Annotated in this window: 11 protein-coding genes and 1 pseudogene; 8 read left to right on the forward strand and 4 right to left on the reverse strand. The window is 74.5% G+C overall.

Annotated elements, in window-relative coordinates:
* Positions 1-126: 126 nt before the first annotated feature.
* Positions 127-1,269, forward strand: a complete 1,143-nt coding sequence (gene galK, locus ACWDRR_RS42715) for a galactokinase (protein ID WP_449777733.1) — start codon at positions 127-129, stop codon at positions 1,267-1,269.
* 218 nt (positions 1,270-1,487) lie between these two features.
* Here galK and ACWDRR_RS42720 read toward each other — a convergent pair whose 3' ends face one another.
* Positions 1,488-2,273, reverse strand: a complete 786-nt coding sequence (locus ACWDRR_RS42720; RefSeq protein ID WP_449777742.1) for a DeoR/GlpR family DNA-binding transcription regulator — start codon at positions 2,271-2,273, stop codon at positions 1,488-1,490.
* 2,083 nt (positions 2,274-4,356) lie between these two features.
* On the opposite strand from ACWDRR_RS42720, the gene ACWDRR_RS42725 reads away from it, so the two are divergent.
* Positions 4,357-6,195 carry a sigma-70 family RNA polymerase sigma factor gene (locus ACWDRR_RS42725; RefSeq protein WP_449777734.1) on the forward strand — a complete coding sequence of 613 codons (1,839 nt, stop codon included), beginning with the start codon at positions 4,357-4,359 and terminating at the stop codon, positions 6,193-6,195.
* A 93-nt stretch (positions 6,196-6,288) separates the two neighbouring features.
* On the opposite strand, the gene ACWDRR_RS42730 is transcribed toward ACWDRR_RS42725, so the two are convergent.
* Complete coding sequence (locus ACWDRR_RS42730) at positions 6,289-6,609, reverse strand: NIPSNAP family protein (RefSeq protein WP_449777735.1); 321 nt, start codon at positions 6,607-6,609, stop codon at positions 6,289-6,291.
* Positions 6,610-6,685: 76 nt separating this feature from the next.
* Positions 6,686-7,654 carry an NADP-dependent oxidoreductase gene (locus tag ACWDRR_RS42735; protein ID WP_449777736.1) on the reverse strand — a complete coding sequence of 323 codons (969 nt, stop codon included), beginning with the start codon at positions 7,652-7,654 and terminating at the stop codon, positions 6,686-6,688.
* Between the two features lie 141 nt (positions 7,655-7,795).
* Here ACWDRR_RS42735 and ACWDRR_RS42740 point away from each other — a divergent pair, with 141 nt between their 5' ends.
* Together ACWDRR_RS42740 and ACWDRR_RS42745 are read left to right on the forward strand one after the other, a co-directional pair.
* On the forward strand, positions 7,796-8,176 hold the full coding sequence (locus tag ACWDRR_RS42740; RefSeq protein WP_449777737.1) for a winged helix-turn-helix transcriptional regulator: 381 nt from the start codon (positions 7,796-7,798) through the stop codon (positions 8,174-8,176).
* Between the two features lie 141 nt (positions 8,177-8,317).
* Complete coding sequence (locus tag ACWDRR_RS42745; protein WP_449777738.1) at positions 8,318-9,574, forward strand: LPXTG cell wall anchor domain-containing protein; 1,257 nt, start codon at positions 8,318-8,320, stop codon at positions 9,572-9,574.
* Positions 9,575-9,817: 243 nt separating this feature from the next.
* On the opposite strand, the gene ACWDRR_RS42750 is transcribed toward ACWDRR_RS42745, so the two are convergent.
* A complete protein-coding gene (locus ACWDRR_RS42750; RefSeq protein WP_449777739.1) occupies positions 9,818-12,703 on the reverse strand; it encodes a SpoIIE family protein phosphatase in 2,886 nt (961 codons plus the stop codon).
* 283 nt (positions 12,704-12,986) lie between these two features.
* Between ACWDRR_RS42750 and ACWDRR_RS42755 the strand changes: the two genes are divergently transcribed.
* The 4 genes and pseudogenes from ACWDRR_RS42755 to ACWDRR_RS42770 all read left to right on the forward strand — a co-directional run bounded on the left by ACWDRR_RS42755 (position 12,987) and on the right by ACWDRR_RS42770 (position 16,824).
* Positions 12,987-13,445, forward strand: coding sequence for a hypothetical protein (locus ACWDRR_RS42755; protein ID WP_449777740.1), 459 nt, complete (start codon positions 12,987-12,989; stop codon positions 13,443-13,445).
* A gap of 362 nt (positions 13,446-13,807) precedes the next feature.
* Positions 13,808-14,575: pseudogene (locus ACWDRR_RS42760) on the forward strand (family 43 glycosylhydrolase); the annotation flags it as partial.
* Between the two features lie 189 nt (positions 14,576-14,764).
* The gene (locus ACWDRR_RS42765; RefSeq protein ID WP_449777743.1) at positions 14,765-15,775 is read left to right on the forward strand and encodes an RICIN domain-containing protein; all 1,011 of its coding nucleotides are present in this window, start codon (positions 14,765-14,767) and stop codon (positions 15,773-15,775) included.
* 62 nt (positions 15,776-15,837) lie between these two features.
* On the forward strand, positions 15,838-16,824 hold the full coding sequence (locus tag ACWDRR_RS42770; protein WP_449777741.1) for a DUF916 domain-containing protein: 987 nt from the start codon (positions 15,838-15,840) through the stop codon (positions 16,822-16,824).
* Positions 16,825-16,940: the final 116 nt, after the last annotated feature.

Here is a 16,940-nt window from a genome sequence, read left to right on the forward strand (position 1 = left end):
GGTGGCCTCCGCCGAGCGCGCCCACCAGGCGCTGGGCTGGACCCCGAGCCGTCCGAACCTGGACGACATCGTCGCCGACGCCTGGAAGTTCACCCAGGAGCGGAGCAGCGGAAGGCAGCAGTCCCGATGACGAACCCGGTCCGTACCCTCGACCCCACCGCGCCCCCCGCCCCGTCCGGGGTCTGGACGGCCCCCGGACGGGTCAACCTGATCGGCGAACACACCGACTACAACGACGGGTTCGTCCTGCCGATCGCCCTGCCCCAGGCGGCTCGCGCCACCGTCCGCCCGCGGTCGGACGGGCTGCTGCGGCTGTACAGCGAACAGGGCGACGGGACCACCGTCGAACTGGACGTCACCGCCCTCACCCCCGGCGGCGTGGACGGCTGGGCGCGCTATCCGGCCGCCGTGGTCTGGACCCTGCGCGAGGCCGGCCACCGGGTCGGCGGCGCCGACGTGCACATCGACAGCGACGTGCCGACCGGCGCCGGCCTCTCCTCCTCGGCGGCGATCGAGTGCGTGCTGGCCGCCGCCTACAACGACCTGTACGACCTCGGGCTGGACGGCCCCGAACTGGCCCGGATCGCGCAGCGTGCCGAGAACGCCTTCGTCGGCGTCCCCTGCGGGATCATGGACCAGATGGCGTCCATGTGCTGCCGTGAGGGCGGCGCCCTCTTCCTCGACACCCGCGACCTCTCCGCCCGCCACGTGCCGCTCGACCTCCTCGGTGCCGGACTGCGGCTGCTCGTCGTCGACACCCGGGTCAAGCACGACCTCGCCGACGGCGCGTACGCGCGGCTGCGGGCCGGCTGCGAGCGGGCCGCCGCCCTCCTCGGCCTGCCCGCCCTGCGCGACCTCGGCCCGGCCGGGCTGCCGGCCGCGCTGGACCGGCTGCCGGACGAACTCCGCCCGCTGGTACGGCACGTGGTGGGCGAGAACGCGCGGGTGGAGCAGGCGGTGGCCCTCCTCGACGCGGGTGACTTGCGCGCACTCGGTCCGATCCTGACCGCCGGGCACGCCTCGCTCCGGGACGACTACGGCGTCTCCTGCCCGGAGACGGACCTCGCCGTCACCGCGGCCGTCGACGCCGGTGCGCTGGGTGCCCGGATGACCGGCGGCGGCTTCGGCGGCTCGGTGATCGCCCTGGTCGACGCCGCCGCGGCGCCCACCGTCACCGCCGCGGTCGAGACGGCCTTCCGGCAGGCCGGCCACACCGCCCCCCGCACGTTCGCCGCCGTCCCCGCGGCCGGTGCCCGCCGCACCTTCTGACCGGCCCGAGGGCGGTGGAGGCGGACCGCGCCGAACCCGCGCCCGACGGCGTGGGCCGGCCCCGCGATCCTGCGGGGCCGGCCCACGCCGTTCTGGCCGGCGGTGCCGTGCTGCCGTCGGCTGCCGGGCCGGCCGACGCAGCGCTGCCGTCGACCGGGCGGCCGGGTCACGGCCGTGCGGCTCCGATCCGTCGGGGCTCGCCCCGCTCGGACCGACCGCTACGCGGGCTGCTCCGCGACGACCAACCGACCGACCTTCTCCTGCAGGACCAGGCGGGCGGCCTGGTCCAGTCCGTCGTCGGTGACGAAGCAGTCGACCTCCGACAGCGTGGCGAAGCCGCTGAGCCCGATCACGCCCCACTTCGTGTGGTCCGCGACCACGACCACCCGGCGGGCCGAAGCGATCAGGGCACGATTGGTCTGCGCCTCCGCCAGATTGGGGGTGGTCAGCCCCGCCCGCTCGGACACGCCGTAGGCGCCGAGGATCACCAGGTCCACGTGCAGCGAGCGGATGCTCTGGTCGGCGAGCGGTCCGACGAGGGCGGCCGACGGGGTGATCGACCCGCCCGTGAGCAGCAGCGCCGGACCGTCGGCGCCCTGCTTGGCCACGTGGCCCCGCACGAGGTCCACGATCGGCAAGGAGTTGGTCACCAGGGTCAGGCCCGGGATCGCCAACAGGCGCCGGGCGACGGCGTGCATGGTCGTCCCGCCGGCGATGGCGACCACACTGCCCGGTTCCACCAGGGCGGCGGCACCGGTCGCGATGGCCTCCTTCGCCGACGGCTCCAGCCGGGACTTGGCCTCGAAGGCCGGTTCCTCGGCCGCGGACCCGGCCACCGCTCCGCCGTAGGTCTTCTCGACCGCTCCGGAGCGGGCCAGGACGTCCAGGTCCCGCCGCACCGTCATCTCGGAGACAGAGAACTGGCTTGCGAGCTCGGCCACCCGGACCGCGCCGTCGCGCCGGACGAGCTCGAGTATGACCGCTCTTCGCTGTGGTGCCAGCATCGCCGTGTCCGCCACGATCTCACCCACATTCCAGAGGGCTCGTCGTCCGCCCCTGCGGCCCCGGAACGCAACCCGTCATCGACGATCAGGATAGAGGGTGATCGGGGACGAACAGCAGGCTGTCCCCACTCCGCCGGAGCGGCCTCTCCGGCACCGCGGCCGGCCGCGAGCGCCCCATCGGCGGCTCCTCCGCCTCCCGCCCCCGGGAAGCCGTCGACAACGCTCGATAACGCTTCGGTAAACCCCCGGGACGACGGTGGGCTTCGGGGCTCCCTCACTGGGACCGGTGCATGCGGATCGTCGCGTGCCGAGGCGCACTCTAGGGAGAACAGTGAGAGAGCCCGCAGCGTCCTGGAGGACCTTCGTGCCCCGCGGCGAGACGCCGGGGCAGGGCGATCGAGGAGCGGGTCCCGGTCCGGACGACGAGGGCGGCGGCGGCCCCGGTTCCACCGAGGACGCGCGGGCCACCGCCGTCGTCGGTGCGTGGGGCGGGGGAGGTCCCGGGTCGTCGCCCGCGGGCCGGCCCCGCGCGACTCCCGGTGCGCACGCCGGCGTCGCGGTGCCCGCGCGCCCGGCGGCCGCGGGGGAGGCGGTCGATCCGTCGGCGGTCGATCCGTCGGCGGCGTACGACGTCATGGGCCGGCGGGCCGGGGAGGTCATGATGTCGCTGCCCGAGGCGTGCCGGCGGGAGATCCTGCGGGCCGTGGTGCGGGCCGCGGGACAGCGGGAGGCCCCGCCCGCGGCCACCGGTCGGGACGACTCCGAGGACGTCCGGCGCGCCCGTGCCGTCGACATCGCCGATCGGACGTGCCGGTCGATGGCAGCACTGCGGGGCTCCCCGGACGGTGCTGCCGGCCGTTTCGCGGACGGGCGGTCCCCGGCGGCCCGGCCGCCCGCGTCGTCCTGCACCTCCTGCTCCTCCGCGGCCCCGCCGGCGGAGCGCGGGACGTACCGGTCCGACCAGGAACCCACGGTGGTGATCCACCCCGTCTCCGAGGTCGTGCACGCCGCGCGGCCGCGACCGGCGGCCCCCTCGGAGCGGGCCGGCCGGCGGTGGCGCTCCCGCCGCGTGCTGTGGTGGAGCCTGGCCGTCTCGGCCTCCGCGCTGGTGGGCGGCACCGCGGCCGCGCAGCACGACGGCTCGGGGGGCGGCGTTCCCCGGCCGGGATCCACCTCCGCCCCCGCCGGCGTCCCCGCCTCCGATGCCTCGCTCCGCCCGACGGCGCGTCCGTCCGCACCCGCGGTGGGCAGTACCGCGGGCACGGGCAGGAGGCCCGTCGGCGCCGCCCCGACCGCGTCGTCACGGGCGACGACGGGGGCGTCGGGCCCGGCCCGGCCGACCGCCCCGGGCACGCCGAGACCCTCCTCCTCCGGGCACCCGCCGGTGACCTCCGGGCCGTCGACGGCCGCGGGGCCGCCGCCGTCCGGGCCCGGGGCGTCCGGCGGCACGGCGGAGACCCGCGCGGGTGACGGGACACCGCCCCCGTCGAGTCCCGCCGAGACGCGCCGGCCGTCTGCGGAGCCACCGCCCGGACGGCCGAGCGACTCCCCGTCGGGGGGTCCGGCCGAACCGTCGGTCCCGCCGAGCCCCGCCGGGACGGGGCCCTCGGCTCCGGAGTCCCCCAGGGACAGCCCCACCACGACGAACGGCTGATGGCGGGACGGGTCGTCCGGCGCCGGGGAGACGGGCCGACGGATCCTCGGCACCCGGCCGTCCGGAGACGAACGTCGCGGTGTCCCGCGCGTCGGCCGGCGCCGTGCCAGGGCCGGTACCGCCGTGCTCGGGGAGCGTCAGGTGGACCGATCCCGCTCGGCGGTCCGGCGGCCGGGACTTCCGGTGGCTGTCGGACCCTCCGGCCGGCGCACCTCTGCGGCTCTCCGTCCTCTCCCCTCCCGTGAGGCGGGCGCGTGCGCACCCGCGAACCCGTACGGCGCGGACGCGCGCCCGGGAACGGATCCGACTCAGCGAACACCCTCTCCCGTCGCCGTGACGGCAATCCCGGCAGGCGGCCGGGAGCGACAGATCCGGGGGCCACGTTCCCCGGCGACAGGAACCACCGTGCTCAACTCGAAGGGGCCCCTCATGCCGCGCCGCCAGCGCCCGCTCTCCGGATCCGCCGACTCGTCCCCGACGCCCGCAGCCGGCGGTTCGGCCGTGCCCGGTGCTTCGGCGGTACCCGGTGCGTCGGCCGTGCGCGGTGCGTCGGCCGTACCCGCGGAGGGGACCGGCGCGGAGGGCCCGGCACCCGAGAGCGACGCGCGGCTGACCGCACGGCTGCGGAGCGGGGACGACCGGGTGGTCGCGGAGCTCTACGAGCGCCACCACAAGGCGGCCCTGAGCTACGCGAGGATCGTGACCGGCCGCGCCGACAGCGCGGAGGACCTGGCGAGCGAAGCCTTCGCCCGGACCCTGGCGGCGGTGCGGACGGGGTCGGGGCCCAGCGAGAACTGGCGCCCGTACCTGCTGGCCGTCGTCCGCAACACCGCCATGGCCTGGTCGACGGCCGAGCGGCGCACCCTGCTCACCTCCGACTTCGGTGACTGGGCCGACCGCCAGGAGCAGGTCCTCTCGCCCGATGACCTCTTCGCCGCCACGGCCGAGCGCCATCTGGTCGCCGAGGCCTACCAGTCCCTGCCGGAGCGCTGGCGCACGGTGCTCTGGCACGCCGTCGTCGAGCAGCGGGCGGTCGAGGAGATCGCCCCCCTGCTCGGTCTGAGCCCGAGCGGTGTCTCCTCCTTGGCCTCCCGCGCTCGCGAGGGCTTGCGGGAGGCCTACCTCGTCGCCCACGTCCGTCGGTCGGCGTCCGCCGAGTGCGAGGCGTACGCCCCCGAGATCGCGGCGGCGGTCCACCGCCCGTCGAAGCGGATGGCCAAGAGGCTGGCACGCCATCTCGACGAGTGCCGGGACTGCCGTTCGTGCCTGGAGGAGATGCGGGACGTCAACCGGCGCCTGCGGGCGGCCGGACTCGGCGCCCTCGTCCTCTGGGACGGCGGTCACTCGCTGGGGGCCGGCGCAGGCGGCGGCATCCTGGTCGGCGCGGCGCACCGGTTCGGAGCGGCCCACGGAGCGAAGGCGGCGATCGGTGCCGCCGTGGCCGGGGTGGCCGCGACGGCGGTGCTGGTCACCCTCGGGACCGGCCCCGGGCCGGCCGGTCCCCGGTCGGGCGGCCCGGAACCGGCCGCGCCCTCGGCGCCCCGGGCGCGGATCGAGGCCGCCGCCGCGCCGACCACGGCCACCGCTTCGGTGTCGTCGGAGCCGTCGGCGGCCTCCGGTCGAACCCCCTCGACGACCGACCCCGCCGGACCCTCGGCCGGCCCCGCGCCCGCCGCGTCGACGGCGGCCCCGGTCAAGGCGAGCCCCGGCGCGGCCCGCACCACCGGGCCGTCCGCCAAGTCGACCGCCTCGACGGCGTCGACGGCCTCGACGGGCAAGGGCGGGGGCGGGGGCCTCTCCGCCGGGGTCTACTCGGCCTCCGGCGGCCAGGCCCCGGCCCCGGGGGACCGGGTGGTGAAGCTGCGACTGGCGGCTCCGAACACCTGTGTCGAGGCCGACGAGGTCGAAACGGTCGACGAAGTCGCGCCGTACCTGAACGGTTGCGGCGGCACGACCGCCCAGAGCTGGTACCTGCGGCCCGATGCGTCGGGCGCCGGCTACTCGGTGATCAGCGCCGGGAACGGCGGCTGCCTCGACGCGACCGGCGGCGCCTCGGCGGCGGTCGTGCAGCACCCCTGTCGCGCCGGCGCCGGCCAGGTCTGGCAGACCGTGAACCTGCCGGGCGGCGGGACGGGCCTCCAGCACCGTCAGTCCGGACAACTCCTCGGTGCCCAGGGCACCGGGGCCGTCGACGAGACGCTCCGCCTCTTCCCCCAGTCGTGCGGTGCGGACGCCGGGTGCAAGGGAAAGGTCTCCCTCCAGCTGTGACCCCCGCCGCCGGTCCCGGCAGTGCGGAAACCCGACGAGGGCCCGGTCGGGCCCGATCAGGGCTCGACCGGGCCCTGATCGGGCACGGCGGGGTCAGCGCAGGAGCGACCGGGGTGTCGGCACGACGCGGGTGACCACGGACCGGTCGACGAACAGCAGGTCCTCCACGGCCGGGCCGAGTTCGTCGGTCCAGCGCTCGCTCTCGTAGACGGCGGCGTACGCCTCGACCCGCTGAGCCTCGTCCTCGAACCGCCGGATCCAGAGGTAGCCGTCCGGATCCTCCTCGTCGACGAAGGAGGCGGTGATCACCATGCCCTTCGAAGTCTGGAAGGGGATGACGACCTGGTCCATGAAGCGGAGCCATGCGTCCCGGCGACCGGGCTTGGTGCGGTAGTGGCGGATCTCGTAGAACATCGCAGGTGCTCCTTCTGAGGGGTGAAGTCGCCGAGAGTGAGGGGGAGTTGTGGCCGCCGTAGGGAAGGGATCGGGTTCAGGAGCTGAGATCCAGGACGAGCTTGCCGCGGGTGCGGCCGGTCTCGCCGTGCGCGTGGGCCCGGCCGGCCTCCGCCAGGCCGAAGACCTCCTCGACCTCCACGGCCACCGCGCCGGCGTCGACGAGCTCGGCGAGCCGGGTCAGGGCGGCGCCGTCGGGCTCGACCAGGAAGGCGCTGGCCCGCACGCCGTGCTTCTCGGCGGCGGCGAAGAGCTCGGGGGAGACTCCGGAGGGGACGGCGACGAGCAGGCCGCCGGGGCGCAGCGTCTCCAGCGAGCGCGTGCTGGTGCGGTCGTGCTCGTCGCCGATCAGGTCGAGGACCACGTCGACGTCGGTGACGACGTCCTCGAACCGGGTGGTGGTGTAGTCGACGAGCCGGTCCGCCCCGAGCCCGGTCAGCCAGTCGTGCCGGCGGCTGCTGGCGGTGCCGATCACCTCGGCGCCCAGGTGCTTGGCGATCTGCACCGCGAAGTGGCCGACCCCGCCGGCGGCGGCGTGGATCAGCACGCGCTGACCGGAACGGAGCCCGGCGGTGTCCACCAGGGCCTGCCACGCGGTGAGGGCCGCCAGCGGGACGGCCGCCGCCTGGACGTGGCTCAGGCCGGCGGGCTTGCGGGCGAACTGGCGGGCCGGCGCGGTGACGAACTCCGCGTAGCCGCCGGCCGCCCGGGGGAACCACGGCATGCCGAAGACCTCGTCGCCGGGCCGCAGCGTGCTCACCCCGAAGCCGACCTCCTCCACCACCCCGGACACGTCCCAGCCGAGGACGAACGGCGGCTCGCCCAGCACACCGGCCATCCCGCCGCCGGCGCGGGTCTTCCAGTCCACCGGGTTGACGCCGGCGGCCCGCACCCGGACGAGCACCTCCGTCGGCAGCGGGGTGGGGCGCGGCACCTGCGCGACCCGCAGCACCTCCGGACCGCCGAAGCGGTCCTGAACCACCGCGCGCATCGAGTTCACGGACATGTCGACTCCCAAGGCAGAGAACGGCGGGAGGCTCCCGTTGGGCCTCCCCGCTGATGTCGCCGACCGTACCCAGTCGCCTATAGTTACCCGCAAGGTCTACTACTTCCCGATAGGAAGTAACCAGGTGAGGAGTGGTTCAACGTGTTGGAATGCGCGACCGGTCAGCACGACGAGCACAACGTCTACGCGGCTCAGTGCCCCTGCCGGGCCATGCTCGACCTGCTGGCCAACAAATGGTCGGCGCTGGCGATCGGAGCACTCGAAGCGGGGCCGCAGCGCTTCGGCGAGCTCCAGCGGCATCTCCAGGGGGTCAGTCCCAAGGTGCTCACCCAGACCCTGCGCCGTCTGGAGGGCGCCGCCCTGGTGACCCGCACCGTCTACCCCGCGGTGCCCCTGCACGTGGAGTACGCCCTCACCGCGCTGGGGCACGGTGCCGCCGTCCCGCTCGCCCGGCTGCGCGACTGGGTCGAGGAGAACATCGACGGGACGGACGTCCGCCCGGGCCGGCTGTCGAACGCCTGATCACCGGGGGAGGGGCGAGGGCCGCACGGGGCGGGAGATAACGAACCCGCATACCTGCGGGACGAGGGGGCCGCCCCTCGTCTCCCTCACGGCAGACACCGATGCGGTGTCGGGACTTCCTCCTCCTCTGAAGGTGATCACTTGTCCACCCGCCGCAACCTGATTCTCGCCGGCACCACCACGCTCGTCCTGTCAACGCTCACGGTGGGTGCGGCGGGCGCCTCCTCGCCCGGCGCGTCCCCGGCGAGCACGTCCCCGGCCGGTCCGTCGGCTGCCGCCCCGCGCATCGACGCCTCACTGCAGCGAGGCCTGGAGCCGACGGTGTCGGGTGTCCCGCGCGACTTCGAAGTGGGCGGTGCGGCCAAGGAGTTCAGCTACACCATTGACAATCCGTCAGCTCATGACTTTGTGGCCTTCCCCCTGCTGAAGTTCAAGAACACGACCGGCGACCTCCGCGTCGCCGACCTCAAGGTCGAGTACCAGCTGCCCGGGCGGACCGACTGGCTCAAGGGCTCCCTCGCCCCCGGCAGCGAGGGCGCTAACGACGGTGTCCTGATCGTGCTCGGCGGCACGGACGGTGGCAACGTCGCGGACGAGGCACTCGTGGCCTTGCGGAAGGGGAAGACCCTCGCCCTCAAGGTCCGCACCTCGTTCTCCGCCCAGGCGCCGGCCGGCAAGGCCGGAGTGGCCCCCGTGCTCTTCGCCGCGCAACTCGACGACCGGACCGGTCTGCCGGTGGACCGGGGCAGCTTCGGCTGCGCGTGCGGTGCGGGCTGCGCGGGCTTCAGGATCAAGCCTCCGGCGCCCGTGGTGACGGCGACGCCCACCCGCGCCCCGGTCCCGGTGGTGACGACGACCGCCCCGGCGCCCACGGTGAAGCCGACCACCCCGGCTCCCGTGGTGACGACGACCGCCCCGGTGCCCACGGTGAAGCCGACCACCCCGGCTCCCGTGGTGACGACGACCGCCCCGGTGCCCACGGCGAAGCCGACCACCCCGGCTCCCGTGGTGACGACGACACCGACGCTGACGCCCACGAGTGCGGGAAGCAGCCCGGCGAGCTCGCCGACGCGCCCGGCCTCGCCCGCACCGACCACCGCTCCCACGACCGCCCACCCCACCCCGTCGTCCCCGCCGTCGACCCCCGCCGAGTCCGAAGGCGTCGACCAGCCGCCGCTGCCGATCCCCATCGACAACCCGACCATCGCACCGCTGAAGATCCAGCCGGCGGCGGTCGTCCAGGCGAAGACCACGGCGGACGCCAGGGAGCAGAGCCTGGCCCACACGGGTGGCGGCGGGAACGACGCGGCGATCGCCGGCGCCGGCGCCGCCGCGCTCGCTGTCGGCGCCGGGGTGCTCGTGCTCGTGCGCCGCCGCCGGACGGCGCGGCACGGGTAGCACCCGGCGGCCGTGGTGGCCGTGAACCCGGAGCACGGGCCGAAGCCGTCGACGCCCGTGAGCACCCCCTCCGGAGGAGGCGGGCCCGGTGTCCGGCACCGGGCCCGCACCCGGCGTGGCCCGGTTCTCCCGGGGCGTGTTCCGACGCACTGTTCCACCGGGCCCCGGACGGGAGCGCGGGGTGCCCCCGCGCCTCCGGCGGAATCCGCCGCGGGTGGACCGCCGACGGCTCCGCGCCCCCGGTCAGAGCTCCACGTCGTCCCACTGATCGAGCAGGACGTCCGCCGACGACCCGTCCTCCGGCGCCGCGCCGCTGCTGAGCGACTGGGAGGTCCAGATGGTCTTGCCCCGCGACGAGTAGCGCGTCCCCCACCGCTGGGCGTACTGCGCGACCAGGAAGAGACCCCGGCCGCCCTCGTCGGTGTCCTGGGCACGGCGGATGTGCGGCGCGGTGCTGCTCCCGTCGGACACCTCGCAGACCAGGGTCTCGGTGAGGAGCAACCTGACGCGGATCGGCTGCGCGCCGTACCGGACGGCGTTGGTGATCAGCTCGCTGAGGATGAGCTCGGTGCCGAAGCCGACCTGCTCCAGGCCCCACTCCTCCAGCCGGCGGGCGCACGCCCTGCGCACCGGGCCGACCGCCGCCGGGTCGGACGGCACCTCCCACTCGGCGACCCGCTCCGGGGCGAGGAGCCTGGTCCGCGCCACCACGAGTGCGACGTCGTCGCGGGGGCGGCAGGTCAGCAGCGACTCGACCACGGCGTCGCAGGTGGCCTCCGGCGGGCGGACCGGTCCGCCGAGGGCCTCGCCGAGCGATTCCAGCGCCGCGTCCACGTCGCGGTCGCGGCAGGCGAGCAGGCCGTCGGTGTAGAGGACCAGTCGCGAGCCCTCGGGCACGGTCAGCTCGGCGGTCTCCATCGGCAGGCCGGCGCCCAGACCCAGCGGAGGGGAGACCGGGGGACGCAGGAACGTCACCGTCCCGTCCGGGCGGGCGACGGCCAGCGGCAGGTGTCCCGCGGTGGCCGCGGTGACCCGCCCGGACACGGCGTCGTAAACGGCGTAGAGGCAGGTGGCACCGGTGATCGCCGGGGTGTCGTCCCCGGAGTTCGCGGAGTTCGCGGAGTTCGCGGAGCCCGTGCCCCCGTCCTGGTCGTCGATGCGCGCCACCAGGTCGTCCAGATGGCTCAGCAGCTCGTCGGGCGGGAGGTCGAGGGCCGAGAAGTTGTGGATCGCGATGCGCAGCCGGCCCATGGTGGCCGCCGCGTGCAGGCCGTGGCCGACGACGTCGCCGACCACCAGGGCGACCCGGGCGCCGGGGAGCGGGATCACGTCGAACCAGTCGCCGCCGACGCCCGTCTGGGCGGGCAGGTAGCGGTGGGCCACCTCCAGGGCCTCCTGGTCCGGGATTCCGCGCGGCAGCAGGCTGCGTTGCAGGGCCACCGCCGTCCCGTGCTCGCGGGTGTAGCGGCGGGCGTTGTCGATGCACACCGCGGCCCTGCGGGCGAGCTCCTCGGCGAAGGCGAGGTCCTCGGCGTCGAAGGGCGGGGAGGCCTCCGTGCGCCAGAAGTTCACCAGGCCCAGCACCACGCCACGGGCCTGGAGCGGAACGACCATCAGGGAGTGGACCCCGTAGTCGAGGATCTGCCGGGCGCGCGCCGGGTCCTGGGACCGCCAGCCGGTGGACCCGGCCAGGTGGGGCTCCACCACGGACCGGCCGTCGTTCACGCCGGCCGCCATCGGTGTGCCGGGCGCGAAGTCGATCAGCCTGCCGACGGGGTACAGCGGGTGGTCCTCCGCGAGTCCGGCGAGGGCGGTCCGGCGCAGCTCGGTGCTCGTGCCGCCCGGCTCGTCGCCGCGCAGCACCCGGTCCTGCAGTTCGACGCTCACGATGTCGGCGAACCTGGGGACCGCCGCCCCGGCCAGCTCCGCGGCGGTGTGCGCCACGTCCAGGGTGGAGCCGATCCGCGAACTGGCGTCGTAGAGCAGTCGCAGCCGTTCCCGGGCCACCTCCGCCCGGCCCGACAGCGCCCGCAGTTCGGTGGTGTCCCGCAGGGTGACCACGCTCGTCGGGTGCCCGCCGAAGGGCCGGGTCGACCTCTTGTTGAGGGACAGCAGCCGGTCGGCCGCCAGGTGGACCTCGTCGTCGGCGAGCCGGTCCGAGGCCAGCAGGCGGACGGTGCCGGGGTCGAGGCCCAGCGTGTCGATCGGGCGGCCCTCCGCGTCGGCCGGCAGGTCCAGCAGCCGCCGGGCCTCGTCGTTGGCCAGCAGCAGGCGGCCGTCGTCCCCGGTGATGAGCACGCCCTCCCGCACCGCGTGCAGGACGGCGTCGTGGTGCTCGTACATCCGGGTCATCTCGACCGGGCCCAGACCGTGGGTCTGGCGCCTCAGCCGACGGCTCACCAGGGCCGCCGCACCGGCGGAGAGGGCGACGGCCGCGGCCGCGCTCCCCAGGATGACGGGGAACTGCCGGTCCACCGAGTTCTGTACCGCCTCGACGGTGACCGGGGCGGAGACGATGGCGACCACGTTGCCCGAGGCGTCCTTGACGGGGACGGCCGAGATCACGGAGGGGCCCAGCGCGCCCTTGAAGGTCCTGGTGAACGCCTTGCCCTCGGCGGCCTCGGCGTACGGACCGACGACGTGCTTGCCGAGCTGCGAGACATCGCTGTGGGTCAGGGTGATGCCGTCGAGCTTGTACACGATGAGGGCGTCGATGCCGGACGCGATCCGGGCCTCCTCGGCCAGCGGCTGGAGCGTCGCGGTGGGGTCGGGGCTGTTCAGCGCCGCGAGGAGCCCGGGGGCGTGGGCGAAGGACTGGGCCGCCGCGACGGTGCGGTGCCGGGCGTCGGCCATGGTGTCGCGCTGTGTCTGCAGCACGAGCGCCACCACGGCGGCGGCGACGAGGAGCAGCACGATGACCAACTGGAGGAGGAAGACCTCCCGGGCGAAACTGCGGGGCGCCGGCCGGCGTGCGCCCGGCGTCGCCCCGCCGGGTGGTGGGCCCTCCGGACTGTCCGAGCCGGGGCCCTCCGGCTGCGGAGCGTCACCGCCGGCCGGGGGCGGGCCTGCTCCGCCGGAGGCACGGTCACCGGCCGTCCGGCCCTGCTGAACGCCCGGATACAGGCTCATACCCCCCATTTAGCCCGCTTTGGCGGGGTGCTGGCAACCATCCGTTCGGCGGAGCCCCCGGAACGGACGGAACGGCTGCGCGGGGCAGAGTGGTTGCCACTCTCCGTGACGTCCGCCGGGGTTCGGCGAGCGCCGCCGCCCGCTGCGCCCACCCGACCTCCGGCCGCCCGGCCCCCGATCGTCGGCCGCATCGGGCCCGGCGCCGACGAAATGGCCCGTTTGCCCGTGTGCGGAGCGGACATCCGGGAGGAACGACACCCGATCCGACGGAAAGCAGGTCGCCATGAGCTCCATCGATCCCACCCAGGCGCCCACGCCGGCGGCGGCCGACCGGGCGCGGTCGCACGAGGCGGTGGGGATCCCGCTGCCCGAGAACACCGACGGCCTCCGCGAGAGCGCACAGCTCGTCAGCGACCGGCTCGACCTCGCCGAGCCGGTCACCGCGCCGGACCGGGCGCGCGGGTGGACGGCATCGGTCGCCGGCCGCACCCGGCAGGTGGCCGGCCGGACCGCCGGCGTCGCGTCGACGGGCCTGAAGGGGGCTCTGCGGCGCGCCCGCTCGGTCGTCGACAGCACCCGATCGCACACCGATTCCGACCTCGACTCCGACCTCGACACCCACCTGGACGAGGTGTGGCCCGGGGACCGGCCCGCGCCCCGCCGTTCGCCCGTCGTCCTCGGTGCGGTGGCGATCGCGGGAGCGGCCCTCGCCGTGATCCTGGTACGCCGACGGCGGAGCTGATCCCGGGGGAGCTGTTCCCGGGGGAGGGACGGCCGGGGCCGACCGCGTGGTGCGCGGTCGGCCCCGGCCGTCGTCGTTCGTCCGACCACGCGCCGTCGCACCGGGGAGCCGCGCGAGGAGGAGGGCCGCGCGGTGGTTCCCACCGTCCTGTGGGGCCGGTGGGTCACAAGATGGCGGCCCATATGTCACGGATGTTGCGAAGTGTTGACACGTTCGTTTCGGTGAGACAGCCTATGGCTCCCACCTGTTGATTCCCGCGTAAAAATGTTCGGTCCTGTTCAGTGTATCGGGATGGCGCTTCCGAGGCTGGACCTCGACGGCCGGGACCACGCGGATGGCATCAAGGAACCTGTATGCGAAGAATGGGTCCCGTAATCGCGGGCTTTGCCGGCCTGCTCCTGGCCGTGACGGCCGTGGCACCAACGGCCCAGGCCGCACCGGTCACCACCACCGCGGGTGACCAGTTCCCGGACACGACCGGAGCCGGGGTGCAGGCGCACGGCGGCGGCGTGATCAAGGTCGACGACTACTACTACTGGTTCGGTGAGGACCGCGGCGAGGACAACAAGTTCCGCTACGTGTCGGCGTACCGGTCCAAGGACCTGAAGAGCTGGGAGCCCCGGGGGCACGTCCTCACCCAGGAGACCGACCCGGAGCTGAGCACCGCGCTGATCGAGCGGCCGAAGGTCCTCTACAACAGCAAGACCAAGCAGTTCGTGATGTGGATGCACAAGGAGGCCGACGACAGCTACGCCGAGGCCCGGGCGGCGGTGGCGGTCTCCTCCACGGTGGACGGCTCCTACCAGTGGGAGGGCTCGTTCCGGCCGAAGGACACCTCGGGCGCCGAGTACATGTCGCGCGACATCACGGTGTTCGAGGACAAGGCCGCGGGCAAGGCCTACATGATTTCCTCCGCGAACAACAACGCGGACCTGATGATCTATGAACTCACCGACGACTACACGCAGGTGAAGGACGTCGCGGCGAACCCCTGGCCGGGCCAGCACCGGGAGTCGCCCGCGCTGTTCAAGCGCGGGGACGTGTACTTCATGCTCACCTCCGGCACCAGCTACTGGGACCCGAACCAGCAGAAGTACGCCACCGCCCCGAGCCCCACCGGGCCGTGGACGGAGATGAAGGACGTCGGGAACCACGACGGCCACGACTCGCAGACGGCCTTCGTGCTGCCGGTCGAGGGCAGTGACACCACTTCCTACCTCTACATGGGAGACCGGTGGGCGGGCGTGGGGGCCGACCCGAAGCGGGTCAACGACTCCACCTACGTCTGGCTCCCGCTGCAGTTCCCGACCGCCACGACGATGACCCTCCCGTGGTATCCCGAGCTCTCGATCGACACCGCTACGGGCCGGATCGCCGGAGCCGGAGGGGACCAGCTCAACACCATCGCCTCCAAGAGCAGCGGCCTGTGCGCGCGGGTGACGGACAGCCTCTCCGACAACAACGTGCCGGTGGTCCAGGGAGCTTGTGACGGCGGGCTGAACACCGAGTGGCGGTTCACCGACAACAGCGGCGGCTACGTCCGCGTGCTGGCCCAGCACAGCGGCAAGTGCCTCGACGTGGCGGACAAGTCGACCGCGAACGGGGCCGAGGTCAAGCAGTACGACTGCGGCTCCGGCGACAACCAGCGCTGGCGCTTCGAGAACCTCGCGGACGGTAGCGTCCGGATGGTCGCCAAGCACAGCAACAAGTGCCTCGACATCCAGAACGGGTCCGCGGCGGCGGGCGCCAAGCTGGTCCAGTGGGACTGCAACGACAGTGCCGGCCAGGCGTGGAAGGTCGGGGCGGCCGCAGGTCCGACCGACCCCACCGACCCCACCGACCCGACGGACCCGACCGACCCCGGCACCGGCACCCCGGGGACGGTGGACCAGCACATCGCCACCTCGGTCAACGCCGGCGTGCTCTCCATGACCGCCGCGGCCGACGCCGTCCAGCTCCCGCCGGTCGACTTCGGGGCGGGCGGGGCCTCGACCGGATCCCTCAACACCGTGGCCGTGAAGGACTTCCGCGGCGGGACGGCCGGCTGGTCGCTCACCGGCAAGGTCACCGACTTCACCGGACCGCGCGGAAAGATCGACGCGGACCGGTTGAGCTGGACGCCCACCTGCACCACCAAGGCCGACAGCCCGAGTGCCTGCCAGGCGGGCAGCCCCGGACCGATCGGCAAGGGCGGCGCGACCCTCGCGTCCGCCGGTGACGGCGCCCTGACCGGCGGCGAGTTCGCCGCGGGTGCCGCCGTGTCGCTCGACATCGCGAAGTTCACCCCCGTCGGCACCTACTCCGGAACGCTGACTCTCACCCTCCTGTGACCGTGCTCGCGTGCCGGACACACCTCGCGTCCGGCACGCGGCACACCGAAAGCTGGCCCGCCATGCGCAGAGCACCCGTCGTCACCGCCCTCCTTCTCGGCCTGATGGCCCTGTTCACCACCCAGGCCCGTGCCGCCGACAACGGCGAGTGGTCGGTCAAGCCGGCGGACTCCGCGATCACACCGCGTGCGGCCTTCCAGCTCTCGGCGCTCCCCGGCACGGCCCTCACCGACCGCGCCGTCGTCACGAACACCACGGACGGGCCGCTGACCTTCCACCTCTACGTCGCGGACGCCTACAACACGGAGCGCGACGGCGGCCTGGCCGTACGCGGCCGCGAGGAGACCCAGCGCGACGTCGGCGCCTGGGGCAGGCCCGAGCGGGACGTCGTCACGGTCGCGGCCCACTCGGCACTGACGGTCGGCCTCACCCTGACGATTCCCGCCGACGCCCCGCCCGGGGACCACGTGGGCGCGCTGGTGGCCGTCGACGACCGCGTGTCGGCCGGGACCGGCTCCTTCATCGGCGTCCAGCGCGGTGTCGGAGCCCGGATCTATCTGCGCGTCGTCGGAGCGCAACGGCCGGCGCTCGCCGTCGAGGACGTGCGGTTCGCGGCGCACAACCCGCGCGTACCGTGGACCGGCAGCAGTGGCTCGACCCTGTCCTACACCCTGCACAACACCGGGAACGTGAAGCTCGACCCCCGTGCCTCCGCCCGTGTCGACGGTGTGTTCCTGGGGGGCTCCGGTACCCGGCAACTGGCGAACGTGCCAGCCGAGTTGCTCCCGGGGCAGAAGGTGCAGGTCACCGAGGAGTGGTCCGGCGCGCCGACGGGTTGGGGCGACGTCACCGTCACGGCCGATGCGAACGGTCTCCGGGCGACCGGCTCCGACGACTTCGCCGAGGTGCCGTGGGTGCTCGCCGGCGCCCTGGCCGTGCTCGCCGCCGCGCTCACCGTCCTGCTCGTCAGGCGCCGCAGGCGCGCGGCCGCCCGCGCGGCGACCGGTGGCACCGGTCCTGCGCACGTCGCGGCCGAGCCGGCTCGCTGACCTCGCGGCCTGCTTTCGTGAGAAGGGCCCGCCCCCGCCTGCCACCAGGAGCGCACCGTGACGACCTTCGCCTCCCTCGCCGACCTGACCGCCGCCGTCGGCACCGAGCTGGGCAC

It is taken from the genome of Kitasatospora sp. NPDC003701 (assembly GCF_053587085.1).